This is a genomic window from Photobacterium gaetbulicola (assembly GCF_003025515.1).
Lineage (GTDB): Bacteria > Pseudomonadota > Gammaproteobacteria > Enterobacterales > Vibrionaceae > Photobacterium > Photobacterium gaetbulicola.
In genome coordinates this window covers 36,152-51,136 of record NZ_PYME01000014.1, presented here as the reverse complement: position 1 = coordinate 51,136, position 14,985 = coordinate 36,152, and the positions used below count along the sequence as shown (strand labels likewise).

Here is a 14,985-nt window from a genome sequence, read left to right as displayed (position 1 = left end):
CCTCTGTTCGCGGGTAGCCCCCTGCCCGCCTCCACCCGACATATGTAGAAAGGAAAATAGAATGAAAAAGTTAGCAACCCTGATCTCTGCCGCTGTACTGTCAGCTTCATTCAGCTCTACGGCTGCCGCGCAGGACACGATGGCAATGGTTGTCTCCACGCTGAACAACCCATTCTTCGTTACCATGAAAGAAGGGGCTGAAGCCAAAGCGAAAGAGTTGGGCTATAACCTGATTGTTCTTGATTCACAAAACGATCCAAGCAAAGAGCTTTCCAATGTGGAAGATCTGACAGTTCGTGGCGTGAAGGCAATTCTGATCAACCCGACCGATTCCGATGCGGTTTCCAATGCTATCCGCATGGCCAACCGCTCTAACATCCCTGTCCTCACCCTGGACCGTGGTGCCAGCCGCGGTGAAGTAGTCAGCCACATTGCCTCTGACAACGTGGCCGGTGGTGAAATGGCCGGTAAGTTCATCATGGAAAAAGTGGGTGAAAAAGCCCGCGTTATCCAACTAGAAGGTATTGCCGGCACCTCTGCAGCCCGTGAGCGTGGTAAAGGCTTCATGCAAGCGGTTAATGCAAGCGGCATGGAACTACTAGCGAGCCAACCAGCGGACTTCGACCGCACCAAAGGCCTGAACGTGATGGAAAACATGCTGGCGGCTAACCCTGACGTACAAGCAGTATTTGCCCAAAACGACGAAATGGCGCTGGGTGCCCTGCGGGCCGTCCAGGCATCGGGCAAAGATGTCCTGATCGTTGGCTTTGACGGCACTGATGACGGTATCGCTGCGGTTAAGCGCGGCAAACTTGGAGCGACTATCGCCCAGCAGCCAGACCTAATTGGTGCACTGGGTGTGGAAACCGCCGACAAGATGCTGAAAGGCGAGCAGGTTGAAGCAAACATCCCTGTTCCTCTGAAAGTGGTTTCAGAGTAAAGAGAAGGCATGAGGCCAGTGGCGATAGGCAAAAGGTTCAAAGCCAATCGCCAATCGCCGGGCAGGATATAACAGATCTTCAGGTTATATCCTGCCTCCCAACAACCTAGAAGTGTTCAGAATCTATCGCTTAGCAACTATCTTTTTTGCCAACTGCTAAGCCATACATTTTGGCCAATGAGAATGAAAAAGGTCCCAATATGAATAAATTAGTCGTTCTTGGCAGTGTGAACGCCGATCATGTTCTGCAAGTTGCTTCGTTTCCTCGTCCGGGAGAAACACTGCATGGCCACAGTTACTGTGTGATCCCCGGGGGGAAAGGGGCAAACCAGGCAGTAGCGGCCGCCCGCCTGGGTGCCGATATCGCCTTTATCGCCTGTGTCGGTGACGATAGCTTCGGCCACGAGATGCGTGACACCTTTGCCAGAGAAGGCATGAATACCGATGGCGTGATGATTGAGAAAGATATGCCTACCGGTATTGCGATGATCCAAGTGGCGGCAACCGGAGAAAACAGTATCGCTATATCGGCCGAAGCCAATGCTTGCCTGAGCCCGGCTCGCATCGAGCCTCACCACAACCTGATCAAGCAGGCCGATACGCTGCTGATGCAACTGGAAACCCCGATGGCGACCATCGAAGCGGCAGCAAAAGTGGCAAAGCAAGCTGGGACTCGTGTGGTACTAAACCCAGCCCCTGCCCAGCCATTATCGGATGACTTATTGCAACATATTGATATGATTACGCCTAACGAGACTGAGGCAGAACTGCTAACCGGTATCAAGGTGACAGACACTACCAGCGCCCAACAGGCCGCCGATGCCCTGCACGAGAAAGGCATCAAGCACGTTATGATCACCTTGGGCAGCCAAGGTGTGTGGGTCAGCGAGAACGGCCAAGGCAGACAAGTACCGGGCTTCCGTGTCGATGCCAAAGATACCACGGCTGCCGGCGATACCTTCAACGGTGCGCTGCTGACCGGCCTGCAGGAAAGCAAGGCGATGGATGACGCCATTCGTTTTGCCCATGCTGCTGCCGCGATTTCAGTCACTCGAATGGGTGCTCAAACCTCTATTCCACACCGCCGTGAAGTGGAACGTTTTCTTATTGAGCACCAGTAAGTAATTGGTACCGTGCCCGCCTGGGCACGGTTCAGGGAGAGCCTATGGCGACAATCAAAGATGTAGCAAAGTTCGCAGGAGTCTCGACTTCTACGGTTAGCCATGTCCTAAATAAAACCCGCTTTGTCAGTGAAGACATTTCTACCCGTGTCATGGCGGCAGTGAAAGAGCTGAACTATGCCCCGTCAGCTTTGGCGCGAAGCCTTAAGGTTAACCACACCCGTACTTTCGGTATGCTCGTGACCACCTCGACCAACCCTTTTTTCGGCGAGGTGGTAAAAGGGGTCGAGCGCCGTTGCTACGAGCAAGGCTACAACCTGATCCTGTGCAATACCGAAGGCGATCTAGCCCGTATGCGTGACAGCCTCGATATCCTGCTGCAAAAACGGGTCGATGGACTGCTTTTGATGTGCAGCGAAGTTGACGGTCAGGCATTCGATCTATTTTCTCGCCACCAACCGGTACCAACCGTGGTGATGGACTGGGGCCCGATCGATTTCCCGAGCGATAAAATCCAGGATAACTCGCACCATGGCGGTTATCTGGCGACCAAACACCTCATCGACCAAGGACATACCCAAATTGGCTGCCTAACCGGCCCGCTTGATAAACTCACCGCCCAGCAGCGCTTGTCGGGGTATGTGCAGGCGATGGAAGAAGCCGGATTGGAAGTCAACAAGAAGTGGATTGCCTCGGGCAACTTCGAGTGTGAAGGCGGGGAAATCGCCTTTAATGAAGTATTTGCCAGGGGTGAACTACCAACAGCCCTGTTCGTCTGTAATGACATGATGGCGATGGGTGTGATCAACACCGCCAGCAAAAAAGGACTTCGCGTACCGGAAGATCTATCAATTGTTGGCTACGACGATATCAAGCTGGCCAAGTACATTACCCCGTCACTAACGACAATCCACCAGCCCAAACACCGATTGGGGCAACAAGCCGTCGATATCCTGCTCGACAAGATCCAGAACAAGCACGAAACCAATACGGTGATCCAACTCGAACCGACACTGGTAGAACGCGATAGCGTCAAGCGCGTTCACTAATGTACCTTCAACACTAACAACGGAGCCCAGTCTCGTGGGCTCTTTTATCTCCTGCAAGTCGCTATTTCCGCTTCCTACTCCTCTGCCCGTCAAATTAGGCATCCGCCGTTACCATTTTGATAGTGATTAATATTAGTTAAATGATCTGTTTATAAATAGTGAACACTATTTTATTGACCAAGCGCCCCATTCAGCGTACAACTGTAAGCCAAGTTTTCACGGTATATCTTTGGCTCTCAACCCAACAGCCCGTTCAACCCGGCTAAAGGACAACATCATGCTAAATAGCATTACGCACTGGATTAAACTTCGCTTGCTCCGTTCATCCCTATCCAATCAATGGGAGAATGATTTCTTTAGCTGCCACTTTTGATCTGAAATAGCCCAACGGCGGGCGACACGGCATTACCGGCGCAACAGATTTAATAACCGCGCATAAAAAATCCCCTGCCGTACCGCAGGGGATTGTGACGTTACCTGAAGCGAATAAGTTAAATCACCAACCCACCATCAATTTTCAAAGTTTGGCCGGTAATAAAGGCCGAGTTGTCACTCGCTAGGAACAAGGCACCGTTGGCAATGTCTTGCGGTTTGCCCATCCGGCCTAACGGTGTTTTCTGCCGCATGAAGTCCAGCACTTTTTCCGGTAAATCGACAGTCATTGGAGTTTCGATAAACCCAGGAGCAATACAGTTGGCCCTGACTTGGGCCCCCTTGCGAGAAAACTCCTTCGACCATCCTTTGGTCATGGCAATCACGCCACCTTTAGTAGCCGCATAATTAGACTGGCCAATATTACCATCAGTACCGACCACTGAAGACATGGTTATAATTGACCCCGAGCCACCTTCAATCATCACGGGTGCAATGGCCTGGGTCATGTTGAACACGCCCTTGAGGTTGACATCCGAGACCAGATCCCAATCTTCCTCAGTCATTTTTTCTATCAGGTTATCTCGTGTCACACCCGCATTATTAACGAGAACATCAATTTTGCCGTGTTCCGACTTCACCTTTTCCACAAATTGAGCAATATTGGTGCGATCGCAAACATTCAACTCAACCCCTTTTACATTCGGGTATTTTGCTTCCAAGTCAGCCATTGCAGCTAAGTTCATGTCGCAAGCATATACTTGCAGCGCATCCTGCTTGGCAAAGGTTTCAACAATGCAGCGGCCAATACCTTGGGCACCACCTGTCACGATACACACTTTATTTTCTAGCATTTTTATATTCCCCTTAATGAATACCAAACTGTTGACATCTAAACGGTTAGAACTGGTATTAGCGAGTGCCTGCAGTTGTGACGGGCAACACAACTCACTGTATTCTGGTATTTTAGAAGATTCCCCCCAAACAATTACTCACATTGATGCAAATCACATTTGCGAATATGGGACGTCATTTGGCGATATAACTATGCTGTCATCATTTTTCGGCACTTTTTTGCTATAACTATATGGGGGTAAATGGATTTTGGGGGTGCACATGCTGGACAAGGTTGTCTTCTTTCTTCATGTTGTCAGAACCGGTTCGATCAGCGAAGCGGCCAAGCACAACAACATCTCTCCTTCCGCCGCCAGCCGCTGGTTAAATGAACTGGAAGAGAAAATGGGGGTGAGTTTACTCAAGCGCACAACACGGAAAATCACCCCTACCCAAGCTGGGCAACGGCTATTCGACAGATTCAGCCTATTGCACACCCAGATAGATGATGTCTTCAACGAAGTCCAAAACATGAGCAGTGAAGACAGAGGGACCATCAAAATTGCCAGTACGCCGCTCTTTGCCAAGCACTACCTCAGCCAAATCATCGGCGAATACCTCCAGCTTCACCCTTCGATAAACTTTGTCGTCCTGGAAACGGCCTTCGAGGTTGATCATGTCCACGATGTCGATTTTGCCATTCGTGCCAATGCCACCTACCGCGGATTTCAAGACAAAGACAGCCTGCTGGTGAAGCGGTCGCTACTAAGGGAGCCCCTGATGGCATGCTGCTCGCCGGACTATATAGAAAAAAACGGCAAGCCAGTTGTCCCCGATGATCTCAAGCATCACCGCTGCCTGTATGCCAGCACGCTGGTTGGTGGCAACCGGTGGATCTTCGAACTCGACGGGGAGTATTCAACGGTAGAGATCCCCCAAACGGTTGAGGCCGATGACAGCGAGATCCTCAAAAATATCGCAATTAACGGCGGCGGGATCGCCTACTTACCGATCAGTTTGATCTCCCAAGAGCTCAGCCGGCAGACCTTGCAGCCGGTTTTGGAGAATTACGTCAGCAGCCAATTTGAGCTCAACCTCTATTTCAAACCACGAAAGTATATGCCGGCTCGCTGCGCCAATTTCAAGGATTACCTGATTGAGCGAGTCCCCGAAATTAAACGGCTAAAACAACAAGGAAGCTCTCATGGCCGACATGCCAACAAGCCTTCAGATATGGCTAAAATCATTCAATGATGCGCTTGCAGAGGCTAAACAACTTGGCATACCGCCGACCCCAGAAATGGCCCGGTTAGGGCTAGCAACCATTACCCAGCAATTTGTTACATCACGGGTGGATATCAGCCGAGTATTTGATACCCATATCCACGGCACGTCAATTCCATGCCGAATTTACCACCCATCGCCAGAGCATGAGTTGCCGATATTGCTCTTTATCCATGGTGGCGGCCATATGTGTGGCAGCATTGAGGTCTATGATCCGATAAGCCGCCGCCTCGCCCACCATAGCCAGCACATTGTTGTGACAATTGATTATCGGCTCTCCCCCGAGCACCCTTATCCCAAAGGCCTTGTAGACTGCATCATGGGCCTGGAAGAAATGATTAACACGCTAAAGCCCTTACCTATCGCCTTTGAGCCAACTATTTCTCTGGCAGGCGATTCGGCAGGCGGGGCATTGGCTGCAACGCTGGCCCAGCGCAATCCTGATAGCGTAGACAAATTGGTCTTGATATACCCTAGCCTCGACTACACCTTCTCCTGCGAGTCATTAATTGACTACCGTGAAGGCTTTATCTTGGAAACCGCTAAAATACAATGGTATTTCGACCAATATTTCCAGCTTGGTGAAAACCGCCATGAAGCTTCGCCACTGTTTGGGGCGTTACCCAGTAACCACCCCGCAACCACACTCATAACAGCCGGGTTTGACCCGATACAAGACGAGGGAAAGCGGTATTTCGAACGCTTGCAGATACTAGGGGTAGAAAGTACCCATCAACATTTCGACGACATGACACACGCGTTCCTAAACTTGGAGGATCTGGTCTCAGAGCATTGCGCAGCGACTTACCGGCATATCTCTGACTTCCTTAACCCACAATGATGATTGTGAGGAAACAGCTGAAAACAAAAAGCCCAGCAATGCTGGGCTTTATCAATCACTAAGAATCAAACCGTTACCACATTAGATCATCTGGGATCTGGAAATCTGCGTATGGATCATATTCATCAACTTCCTGCTCAGACACAGTATTGTTGACAATAATCGTCTCTTCATCGCGCTGGCTAATCTTGTCTGCAACCACGCCTGGGATCACGGCATAGCTCTCAAGGTAACGGGCAATCGCTAAACGACCACTCACCAGTTGGTCTTGTGTCGGCTTATCGACATAAATCTTCTTCACCAAAGTACCGTCGGTAAAGTTATAACCGATATCGCCATCAGCCAATTCGAGTTTGTTCATTTCGATCAACTGCTTGACCTGAGAAGCGATGGCTTTCTTGTTGGCCTCATCCTGCTTCTGGCGGTTCAGCTCTTTATCCTGCTCCAACTGGGCTGCTTTGTTGGCTTCAACAGCCGCTTTGGCTTCATTACGCAGAGTACGGGATTTTTTGGACTGCTTGCCCGCTTTCTTCAGTTTTTTCTTGTCAATAAGACCAGCTTTTAGCATCTGCTCTTGAAGGGATAGTTTCGCCATTTCGACTCCGTCACGGGCAATCTTAGTTAAACAGGTAAACCAACAGGCCAAGTTAAACCCTTAGCCTATTGGTTGTGCCATATTATCCCTGCGCAATCAGTTTAAGGTCAAGTCATTGGACAATTTCCACCATAAAAGCGTGTTTTAATCCCATTTCCAAAAGGCCTTGCCGATCTGCTTGATTTTGTCTTGTGCCGGAGCGTTATACCAGGCGTCCTCTTGCTCGCCATTACTGGTAACAAACTCTAGGAAAGTCGTGTATACGCCGCCCAAATCCTCCCGCTCGAGGGGCGGCTCCCAATCTTCAGGAATAATAATGGCAAATGGGTAACCCTGCTCGTTCTTGAAACCACCAATGGCCTCTGCGTTATTCACAGAACTGCCTAACCGAGAAGCATACTCGGGTAAGTGAATTTCATAACCGGTGTTTTGTACATACAAGTAAGGGTCATAAGGAGGTAAAGAGATGCTTGAAATCTCGATAGGGGTATCAAAATCAAAGGCAACACTAAACTTATGGCCTTTTATCAAGTCGATATCGATTTCTGTATTGGCAAATTCCGAGCTGGGGCTCCTCATTAACGACTTCGTCCCCTGCAGCAGGCGCTTGTCAAAACTTCCCGTAAGGGAGAATGTTTGCGGGTAGCCACTTTCTTGTTCGGCAGAGTCCGGCTTGAATAGGTTCAGGGTACCAGTGCCTGATGCGGCATCCGGCAAGCCAATGTGCAAATGCCAATCGTGGGTATAACCTGATCCCCTCGCAATCATATAACCATAAACAATCAATGAGGTCACTTGCTGCCCTGTCATCCCATAACCCACGCGATAGCCCACGACCAAATCATTGAAATCATAGTCGCTCTTAACCGGGTAATTATCCTCATAGGCTGCCACGTAATACTCCACGGAAGAAGGGTAATACACCCACGAATCAGTCTCACTGCCTATTTGATTCTGGGTGATCACCAAAGGCGCCTCATCTTGTCCAGGGGCTTCTTCGGTAAGAGTTGCAGCATCTGTTTGACTCAGCATAGCAAGATCTTCAGGCCCTGCCGTAAAATCATAAAAGGCTTCAGGGTCACCCAAAGAAGTATTGGTTTCCAGAAAGGTAATCTCCACCACTACTGACGTGGCATTCTCCAGCGAGACATTAACAGGAATCGTCAGTACCGCGTCAAACGACGTCCCCTCCCATCCAGTATTCGACGTCAGGGAAGAGGAGCCCGTTCTGCCAATCAGGGTATAAAAAAGAGTCCGATCCGTTTGCCCGGCTTTCGCCAACAAGCTTTGAGTCGGGGTGGAAAAATCAGTAAAGGTAAAGGTATTCCCGTCAGAAACGACCGTCAAAGTAACTGACTCAACGGCGACACCTTGGCTCGAGGCTTTCTCTGTGCCGTTTGCTGCTTCATTGACATCAACCGCCAATACCAAGCTATTATTATTCTCAGCCCGCAAGTTTTCCAAGGTTGCAGCCGTCGGGTTATTTTGCTGTATCAGAGCGTTAAACAAATCAATACTGCCACTTCCCTGAGTAGACACAGTATCTTTGAGCAAAATGGATTGCTCAGCGGCCATCGCTTGAGACAGCATCGATATCGCCCCTGCAAAATACATCAATAGTGCTTTATTCATAGCGTGCTCTCCCCTGTGACAGCTTTGTCACCCGCAAAGTCACTGAACAAGTCATACCTAACCACCTGCTCCTTAACCGGCACTGATATCGGAAAGGCGAACAGAGCTTGCTTGTCGATTTGGCCCAGGTACAAGGTATTGCCGGAAGAGAGGTAAACTTTGAGGTAAAGCCGGTTGCCGGAGAATTCAAAGTCCGCAGGGTTTATTTCAAATAAATAAGTTTCAAACTGCTGAAATCTAGCATCCGTAGGCACTGTATTTTCACCAAGCAGTGTTGTGGTTGGCTTTTCTTGCTGGGATTGAGACGAAGTGCCGTCGTCCCCACCTCCACATCCTGCGAGAACCAGCAAAACCAATAAGTGATAACAATACTTCATCTCGTTTACCCCATATCATCAACAGGGCAACTCAACCATGTTTCATGCCAACTCTATTTTTGCTCTATATCAGTAACTTAATAACCATTAAGACCAATTCTCTTGCAAGTTAACTCATTTTCTGCAAAAGAAGATGCAAAATGAATATTCCTGATAGATAAAATGTTTCAAAAACAATGTGTAAGAGTTTGCAGGAGCTCGGGCTGGAAAAAGCAGCACAAAAATGTGCTGCTTCATTACGCATTATTGCTGGAAAGGATAGACCGAGCCCAAGCCAAGGATTTGGCTTAGCTCGTCAAGGGCCGTGCGTGATTCGACCAGCAGAGAAGGATCTGCCAAGTCAGCCTCAACCAACCGATCGCGATAGTGCGCCTCCACCCATTGGCAAAGCCGGCCGTACACCGCATCGGACATCAGGGTGCTTGGGTTCACCGCCGCCAACTCCGGTTGAGTCAATACAACACGTAACCTCAAGCAGGCAGGTCCACCACCGTTCGCCATGCTCTGCTTCAAGTCGAACACTTTGATATCGTCAATGCCCTGCTTATCGGACAAAAGTTGCTCCAGGTAGGCCCAGACTCGCGGATTGTTGCGACACTCTTCAGGTAAAATAAGTACATTTTTGCCGTCAGGCATAGTGACAAGCTGGGAGTTGAACAAATAACTGGTGACGGCATCTTCAATCGAAACGCTCTTGGTAGGGACCTCGATAATGCGCATATCACCCGACAATTTAAGCTTGAGCTCATCATACACAGCCTGCTGGTCCAAAAATGCCTGCTCATGACAGAACAACACATTACGGTTACCGACGGCAATCACATCATTGTGAAACACCCCCTGGTCTATCACCTCTGGGTTCTGCTGAGCGATCACCACCTTGTCACTATCAAGTTGGTGCAATCTTGTTACCGCTTCACAGGCTTCAAAGGTATGGCGGGCGGGATACGTTGTCGGCTTGGGAAAACGACCGTCGAAGGCATGGCGACCGAAGACGAAGAACTCTACCCCCGGTTGGGCATAATCATGACAAAAGCGGGTATGGTTGGCCGCCCCCTCGTCACCGAAATGCTCGACACTCGGCAAGGCCGGATGATGAACAAAATAGTTATCGTCAGCAAAAGTCGCTGTCAGGATCCGGCCTGTTACTTCATGCTCGATTGATCGGTGGAACTTATTGATTAGGTTCGCTGGTGTAAAATGGACTTTCCCGTCCATGGTGTCAGCCGAAGGCGAAACCGTTGCCGCATTGGCCGTCCACATACTTGAAGCGGAGCAGCAAGCAGCAAGCACTTTCGGTGCCTGTCTCGCCGCCTCGGCCAATACGCTTTGATCGCTGCCGTTAAAGCCTAAACGGCGTAATGTGGCAATATCAGGCCTCTCCTGCGGTGCAAGTATCCCCTGTACCAACCCCATATCGGACAGGGCCTTCATCTTGGCCAGTCCCTGCAAGGCAGCCTGCTTAGGGTTCGAGGGGGTCGCTTGGTTCTTCGCCGAAGCGACATTACCGAAAGACAGCCCGCTGTAATTGTGAGTAGGGCCAACTAGGCCATCAAAATTTGCTTCAACTGCGCTCATAGACATTCCATGTTTGATTACCACAGCCAAACAATAACAAAACCACTACATTTATAACAAGCTCAGCACAAAGCGCTGATCAGGACAGCTCAAAAGATAGAAATGGCTTCTTACGGCATGGCTATGCAAACACAGGGAGGTCCTGGCAGCGGGATCTTTCCTGGAATAAAGGCGTCATATCCACTTTCTCTAAGATCATGAACATATTTACGCGCTTTAGACTCAAAAAAAGCGGGCTTTAAACCAGCGGCCTTTTGATTAAAATGTGCGCTGGATCATCATAAAATATGTCTAATCATCCCACTCGACAACATGTCCCGCATCGTAAATACCATCACTGTAAGCAGGGGAAAAATTAATAAAGATATTCTCCTTCGCAACCGGCAAGATATCCGCCAATGTATCCGCTATGACTTCCAGCATAGTGGCAACCTGCTCTTCGGTATTGAAGTTGGGTGCAACAAGGTGCACCAACAAGGGGTGGGTTCGGTCTGGCTGGCAGTCAACCACGCGGCCATTGTGGGCATAGTGATGGGGAGGGAGATAATCCCATGTCACCATAACATGTTTCAAGTCGATCTCACTGGTTTCAGCAAGCGTTTTGGAAAGAACACCAAGGGCGGCGGGAATACTCACTTCCTGGGCGAAAGGCAAGGATTTGATTCGAATTAACGGCATGGCACATCTCCTTCCCGGCCATACCCGGCAGCAACATTGCTGCCGGGTAACTGGTACCGAGTGACTTCTTTGAAGATAGCTAAGCGCGTAACTGTTACACCATCTCGTTTTTAAGAATTGACCTTTTTTGTCACCTGCCGCAAGGCAAATTAATCACAACTCTTATCTTCGCAACACGGATTGATCACCCGTTCGGCACAAGTGTATGGCTCAATGTGGATAATCACATCAACCAGCTCATCAATCTGAGACAATATGTGCGACTTGAATTTTTCACTGACGGTATGGGCATCTTCCACTCGCATATCTGGGTGCACTAACATATGGAAGTCCAACAAAATTGTACTACCAGTGCGTCGGCTGCGGATAGCATGCACTTCTTTGATCTGAGGTACTTCGCTGGCATAGCCTTGGATCTTAGCCTCAATACCATCATCTCCCTGTGCCTCGGTCAGCTCCAAGATAGCAGGCCACAGAATTTCAAACGCCGCTTTGAGGATCATCGCCGTTACGATGAGTGCCGCAACTTGATCGAGGTAATGCAAATCAGGAAAAACATAATTCGCCACAACAGCGACGGCGACAGGCAGAGAACTCAGCGCATCGGTACGGTGGTGCCAGGCATTGGCATGGAGAGAGCGGCTATTGATTTTCTTGGCTTGAATAACGGTCCAGCGGTACAGTAACTCTTTGACGACAATTGAGGCAATCGCCGCCCAGAAAGCCAGCATACCCGGGGTCGCATTGGCTTCATGCCCCAGTGCAGACAACGAATCCCAGCCGATACCAATACCAACGACTAGCAGCAAAATACCGATAAAGATATTGGTAAAAGTTTCGAACCGACCATGGCCATAAGGATGGCCTTCATCGGCAGGAGCTGTCCAGTAACGCGATCCAATCAAAATGGCGGTATCTGTGATCAAATCAGAAAAGCTGTGCACGCCATCGGCAACCAACGCCTGGCTGCCTGTAATTTTACCTACTGTGATCTTCAAAACCGCCAAACTGACATTGACGATTGATCCAATCCACGTTGCACGGTGAATTATTTTTACCGGATTTTCAGCCATTATCCCAACTTCTTACAAGGTTAAATTACCCAAGCCACCTCACACAGCCAGGATAAACGAAAGTGGCATATAATACGCGTCCTCTGACAGACAAACCAGTTTCTCTTCCCTATTACTGCAATAGGCCAAAGCTATCGATACCGAATCATTCCTGCTCTTCGATAACTTGTTGGTGGCAATGGCAGGAGACTAAATGGTCGTTAACCATGCCAACGGCTTGCATAAAGGCATAGCAGGTCGTTTCCCCAACAAATTTGAACCCTCTCTTTTTGAGAAAGCGACTCATTTTCTTTGAAGCATCGGTAGAGGTGGGAATATCGTCCATTGACGGCCAGTGATTGATCACTGGCTTGTGATCGACAAATTGCCATAATGCGTCAGCCAAGGATCCGTACTCGATAATTAGTGCTTGTGTAGCACGTGCATTATTAAATACCGAGCTAATTTTCCCTCTGTGCTTAATAACGTCGTAGGTGGAAATAATTTTTTCCACGTGATCTTCATCAAAATTTGCCAGCTTAGACAAATCGTACTCCTCAAAAGCCAGCCTGTAAGCGTCACGTCTTTTGAGGATGGTGTACCAGCTGAGTCCCGCCTGGGCTCCTTCAAGGGTTAGAAACTCAAACAAGTATCTATCTGATTTATTTACTCTTCCCCACTCTCGATCATGGTATTCCCGCTCGATAGGCTGCTTCATCGCCCAATCGCACACACCCGTCTCCATCACCCCTCCTTATCTATGGCCCTTACTCTGTGACATAATATGCTGTGATAATCCTGAATTTTATTCAGAAAAAGAATTTTACAATAGGCTTATATTTATAACACTCTTCATCATATTCATCTTCTTGATAATATTCCCGCAAGGAATTAATCTGGGGTTGTTTATTGACAAGCTTATCGATTACTTGGGATTAAAGTGACAGGACAAGTTAATTTGATTTTTGGATATGCATACGAGTTTCAATTTTTTGCAATGTACGTCACATAACCCTAGATAAGACATGTAAATCAAATTGAAAAATAACAACTTCATTCCATAATGGGAAAATCAATACGCAGTTATTGGTTAGGGAAAAGGACTTTTATGAGAAACATCGCCGATTTTATCGAGCAACTAGAAAAAGGGAATGACCCGTTTAACGTTTGGGTATATTCCAGTAAAGGTCAATACAGTCAATTCAGCAAGCAAGGTAACAAAATTTCAACACCGTCTCTGCAGCGGGCGTTGAACAAACACCTCCAAGTTGTGGTGGAAATGAATAATGAATCAAATGAAGATGCATTTTTATTGCTGCCAGAAGTCCATGCTGTTGTACCGGTTTCGTTCCGTGACGGACAAGTACAATCACTGACTAGACCAAACTAAATAAGACATAACATTTTGTGACGAACGATTAATAACGATACATGGCTAGGTAAATCTGAAACACAAAATGATAATGACTTAACCAAAAACAGACCTTCGCGGTCTGTTTTTTTATGGGGACGGGGTCTGTGGCACGCTAATTGGCATGGATAAACGATGTCGGCATCAGTACCCGCGTGCCCGACTGACAGGCTTGATTACCGTCATCCCAGCCCTGATTGAATTTCGTATCGCTTCCATCTAAGGTTTCATCTTTACCAAAGACCTTACCGTAATTCCCCGTCACGCCAAGCGCACTGTCACACCCTTGGTTATAGCCATAATGGTAGATACTGTCATAAGGCACATCGTATACAAAGTCATCAGGAAAAAGCTGGTAGCTTTCCAGCTCTGAGCTTGAACAACCAAGTATTGTCACTGGGAGTATGACAATAGCAGCCCAATACCCTGTCTTTTTCATAACTTCCCCTTTAGTATGGCGTTTACTAAATAGTAGCCAAAACCTGCGCACACCGGTGCTCAAGAAAGATAATTAAAGAAGAGTCCTGCATGACCTCCAGCCAATACCTGAAATTAGAACAAGATCTCGAGAGCTATATCCGCTCTCTCGAAACTGCTGACCTGGCCCATGACTTAAGCCACATCAAGCGGGTTGTCGCCGCAGCCAAGCAATTAGGCGTACAGGAGAAAGCCAACCTGGACGTTATCATTCCGGCAGCCTGGCTCCATGACTGTGTATCTCTGCCCAAGGATCACCCTAAGCGAAGCCAAGCATCAAAAATGGCGGGCAAAAAAGCTGTGGCGCTCCTGCGAAGCCTCCAATACCCAGAACACTATTTCAGTGCCATCGCCCATGCAATAGAAGCCCACAGCTTCAGCGCCAATATCACACCTGAAACTTTAGAGGCAAAAATAGTGCAGGACGCCGATCGCATTGACGCGCTCGGTGCTATCGGCATTGCACGGTGCATCCAGGTCAGCACCGGTTTCAATTCCGCGCTTTACGCAACTGACGATCCGTTTGCCGAGCACCGAGAACTCAATGACAAGGCCTATTGCATTGATCACTTCCACACCAAGCTATTCAAACTATCAGCCACGATGAATACCCAAGCAGGCCGGCAGGAAGCCGAGCGGCGGACAGAATATATGAAAGGGTTTCTCCGCCAGCTGGGCCATGAAATTGGCGAGGCCGGACAATAACCGCGAACGAAAAAGGCCAGCATTGCTGGCCTTGTCATT

The 14,985-nt window shown here is 48.7% G+C and carries 16 protein-coding genes; 7 read left to right on the top strand and 9 right to left on the bottom strand.

The annotated features are described in order from the left end of the window. The first annotated feature begins 61 nt into the window (after nucleotides 1-61). The 3 genes from rbsB to C9J03_RS13560 all read left to right on the top strand — a co-directional run bounded on the left by rbsB (nucleotide 62) and on the right by C9J03_RS13560 (nucleotide 3,110). Nucleotides 62-940 (top strand): ribose ABC transporter substrate-binding protein RbsB, encoded by an 879-nt coding sequence (gene rbsB, locus C9J03_RS13570; protein ID WP_044621446.1) that lies wholly within the window; start codon nucleotides 62-64, stop codon nucleotides 938-940. Nucleotides 941-1,140: 200 nt separating this feature from the next. Further along, nucleotides 1,141-2,061: a ribokinase gene (rbsK, locus tag C9J03_RS13565; RefSeq protein WP_044621961.1), complete on the top strand. Its 921-nt coding sequence runs from the start codon at nucleotides 1,141-1,143 to the stop codon at nucleotides 2,059-2,061. A 44-nt stretch (nucleotides 2,062-2,105) separates the two neighbouring features. Next, complete coding sequence (locus tag C9J03_RS13560; RefSeq protein WP_044621447.1) at nucleotides 2,106-3,110, top strand: substrate-binding domain-containing protein; 1,005 nt, start codon at nucleotides 2,106-2,108, stop codon at nucleotides 3,108-3,110. Nucleotides 3,111-3,601: 491 nt separating this feature from the next. Here the strand turns inward: C9J03_RS13560 and fabG are convergent, their stop codons facing one another. Continuing rightward, nucleotides 3,602-4,336: a 3-oxoacyl-ACP reductase FabG gene (gene fabG / locus C9J03_RS13555; protein ID WP_044621448.1), complete on the bottom strand. Its 735-nt coding sequence runs from the start codon at nucleotides 4,334-4,336 to the stop codon at nucleotides 3,602-3,604. Nucleotides 4,337-4,598: 262 nt separating this feature from the next. Between fabG and C9J03_RS13550 the strand changes: the two genes are divergently transcribed. Both C9J03_RS13550 and C9J03_RS13545 read left to right on the top strand, forming a co-directional pair. After that, nucleotides 4,599-5,570 (top strand): LysR family transcriptional regulator, encoded by a 972-nt coding sequence (locus C9J03_RS13550; RefSeq protein WP_044621449.1) that lies wholly within the window; start codon nucleotides 4,599-4,601, stop codon nucleotides 5,568-5,570. Beyond that, nucleotides 5,521-6,441, top strand: coding sequence for an alpha/beta fold hydrolase (locus C9J03_RS13545; protein ID WP_044621450.1), 921 nt, complete (start codon nucleotides 5,521-5,523; stop codon nucleotides 6,439-6,441). Before C9J03_RS13550 ends, C9J03_RS13545 begins: the two co-directional genes overlap by 50 nt. A 73-nt stretch (nucleotides 6,442-6,514) precedes the next feature. Here the strand turns inward: C9J03_RS13545 and C9J03_RS13540 are convergent, their stop codons facing one another. The 7 genes from C9J03_RS13540 to C9J03_RS13510 form a co-directional block, all read right to left on the bottom strand. Then, nucleotides 6,515-7,036 carry a DUF2058 domain-containing protein gene (locus C9J03_RS13540; RefSeq protein WP_044621451.1) on the bottom strand — a complete coding sequence of 174 codons (522 nt, stop codon included), beginning with the start codon at nucleotides 7,034-7,036 and terminating at the stop codon, nucleotides 6,515-6,517. A gap of 144 nt (nucleotides 7,037-7,180) precedes the next feature. Continuing rightward, nucleotides 7,181-8,668 carry an LruC domain-containing protein gene (locus tag C9J03_RS13535; RefSeq protein ID WP_231580592.1) on the bottom strand — a complete coding sequence of 496 codons (1,488 nt, stop codon included), beginning with the start codon at nucleotides 8,666-8,668 and terminating at the stop codon, nucleotides 7,181-7,183. Continuing rightward, nucleotides 8,665-9,045 (bottom strand): hypothetical protein, encoded by a 381-nt coding sequence (locus C9J03_RS13530; protein ID WP_044621452.1) that lies wholly within the window; start codon nucleotides 9,043-9,045, stop codon nucleotides 8,665-8,667. The genes C9J03_RS13535 and C9J03_RS13530 overlap by 4 nt, the downstream gene beginning before the upstream one ends. Nucleotides 9,046-9,288: 243 nt before the next feature. Next, complete coding sequence (gene astB / locus C9J03_RS13525) at nucleotides 9,289-10,623, bottom strand: N-succinylarginine dihydrolase (RefSeq protein ID WP_044621453.1); 1,335 nt, start codon at nucleotides 10,621-10,623, stop codon at nucleotides 9,289-9,291. Between the two features lie 291 nt (nucleotides 10,624-10,914). After that, nucleotides 10,915-11,301: a hypothetical protein gene (locus tag C9J03_RS13520; protein WP_044621454.1), complete on the bottom strand. Its 387-nt coding sequence runs from the start codon at nucleotides 11,299-11,301 to the stop codon at nucleotides 10,915-10,917. A 149-nt stretch (nucleotides 11,302-11,450) separates the two neighbouring features. After that, nucleotides 11,451-12,374 (bottom strand): cation diffusion facilitator family transporter, encoded by a 924-nt coding sequence (locus C9J03_RS13515; RefSeq protein WP_044621455.1) that lies wholly within the window; start codon nucleotides 12,372-12,374, stop codon nucleotides 11,451-11,453. A 145-nt stretch (nucleotides 12,375-12,519) separates the two neighbouring features. Continuing rightward, entirely contained in the window at nucleotides 12,520-13,098 is a 579-nt protein-coding gene (locus C9J03_RS13510; RefSeq protein WP_107291721.1) for a DNA-3-methyladenine glycosylase I, read from the bottom strand. 363 nt (nucleotides 13,099-13,461) lie between these two features. On the opposite strand from C9J03_RS13510, the gene C9J03_RS13505 reads away from it, so the two are divergent. After that, entirely contained in the window at nucleotides 13,462-13,743 is a 282-nt protein-coding gene (locus tag C9J03_RS13505; protein ID WP_039461888.1) for a hypothetical protein, read from the top strand. Between the two features lie 136 nt (nucleotides 13,744-13,879). On the opposite strand, the gene C9J03_RS13500 is transcribed toward C9J03_RS13505, so the two are convergent. Next, on the bottom strand, nucleotides 13,880-14,203 hold the full coding sequence (locus C9J03_RS13500; protein WP_044621457.1) for a hypothetical protein: 324 nt from the start codon (nucleotides 14,201-14,203) through the stop codon (nucleotides 13,880-13,882). 89 nt (nucleotides 14,204-14,292) lie between these two features. Between C9J03_RS13500 and C9J03_RS13495 the strand changes: the two genes are divergently transcribed. Beyond that, nucleotides 14,293-14,946, top strand: coding sequence for an HD domain-containing protein (locus C9J03_RS13495; protein ID WP_082060502.1), 654 nt, complete (start codon nucleotides 14,293-14,295; stop codon nucleotides 14,944-14,946). The last annotated feature ends 39 nt before the right edge of the window (nucleotides 14,947-14,985 follow it).

What these genes read in the sequence shown, in the direction of transcription:
- rbsB (WP_044621446.1), top strand. Translation starts at nt 62, where the DNA reads ATGAAAAAGTTAGCAACCCTGATCTCTGCCGCTGTACTGTCAGCTTCA.
- rbsK (WP_044621961.1), top strand. Translation starts at nt 1,141, where the DNA reads ATGAATAAATTAGTCGTTCTTGGCAGTGTGAACGCCGATCATGTTCTG.
- C9J03_RS13560 (WP_044621447.1), top strand. Translation starts at nt 2,106, where the DNA reads ATGGCGACAATCAAAGATGTAGCAAAGTTCGCAGGAGTCTCGACTTCT.
- fabG (WP_044621448.1), bottom strand. Translation starts at nt 4,336, where the DNA reads ATGCTAGAAAATAAAGTGTGTATCGTGACAGGTGGTGCCCAAGGTATT.
- C9J03_RS13550 (WP_044621449.1), top strand. Translation starts at nt 4,599, where the DNA reads ATGCTGGACAAGGTTGTCTTCTTTCTTCATGTTGTCAGAACCGGTTCG.
- C9J03_RS13545 (WP_044621450.1), top strand. Translation starts at nt 5,521, where the DNA reads ATGGCCGACATGCCAACAAGCCTTCAGATATGGCTAAAATCATTCAAT.
- C9J03_RS13540 (WP_044621451.1), bottom strand. Translation starts at nt 7,036, where the DNA reads ATGGCGAAACTATCCCTTCAAGAGCAGATGCTAAAAGCTGGTCTTATT.
- C9J03_RS13535 (WP_231580592.1), bottom strand. Translation starts at nt 8,668, where the DNA reads ATGAATAAAGCACTATTGATGTATTTTGCAGGGGCGATATCGATGCTG.
- C9J03_RS13530 (WP_044621452.1), bottom strand. Translation starts at nt 9,045, where the DNA reads ATGAAGTATTGTTATCACTTATTGGTTTTGCTGGTTCTCGCAGGATGT.
- astB (WP_044621453.1), bottom strand. Translation starts at nt 10,623, where the DNA reads ATGAGCGCAGTTGAAGCAAATTTTGATGGCCTAGTTGGCCCTACTCAC.
- C9J03_RS13520 (WP_044621454.1), bottom strand. Translation starts at nt 11,301, where the DNA reads ATGCCGTTAATTCGAATCAAATCCTTGCCTTTCGCCCAGGAAGTGAGT.
- C9J03_RS13515 (WP_044621455.1), bottom strand. Translation starts at nt 12,374, where the DNA reads ATGGCTGAAAATCCGGTAAAAATAATTCACCGTGCAACGTGGATTGGA.
- C9J03_RS13510 (WP_107291721.1), bottom strand. Translation starts at nt 13,098, where the DNA reads ATGGAGACGGGTGTGTGCGATTGGGCGATGAAGCAGCCTATCGAGCGG.
- C9J03_RS13505 (WP_039461888.1), top strand. Translation starts at nt 13,462, where the DNA reads ATGAGAAACATCGCCGATTTTATCGAGCAACTAGAAAAAGGGAATGAC.
- C9J03_RS13500 (WP_044621457.1), bottom strand. Translation starts at nt 14,203, where the DNA reads ATGAAAAAGACAGGGTATTGGGCTGCTATTGTCATACTCCCAGTGACA.
- C9J03_RS13495 (WP_082060502.1), top strand. Translation starts at nt 14,293, where the DNA reads ATGACCTCCAGCCAATACCTGAAATTAGAACAAGATCTCGAGAGCTAT.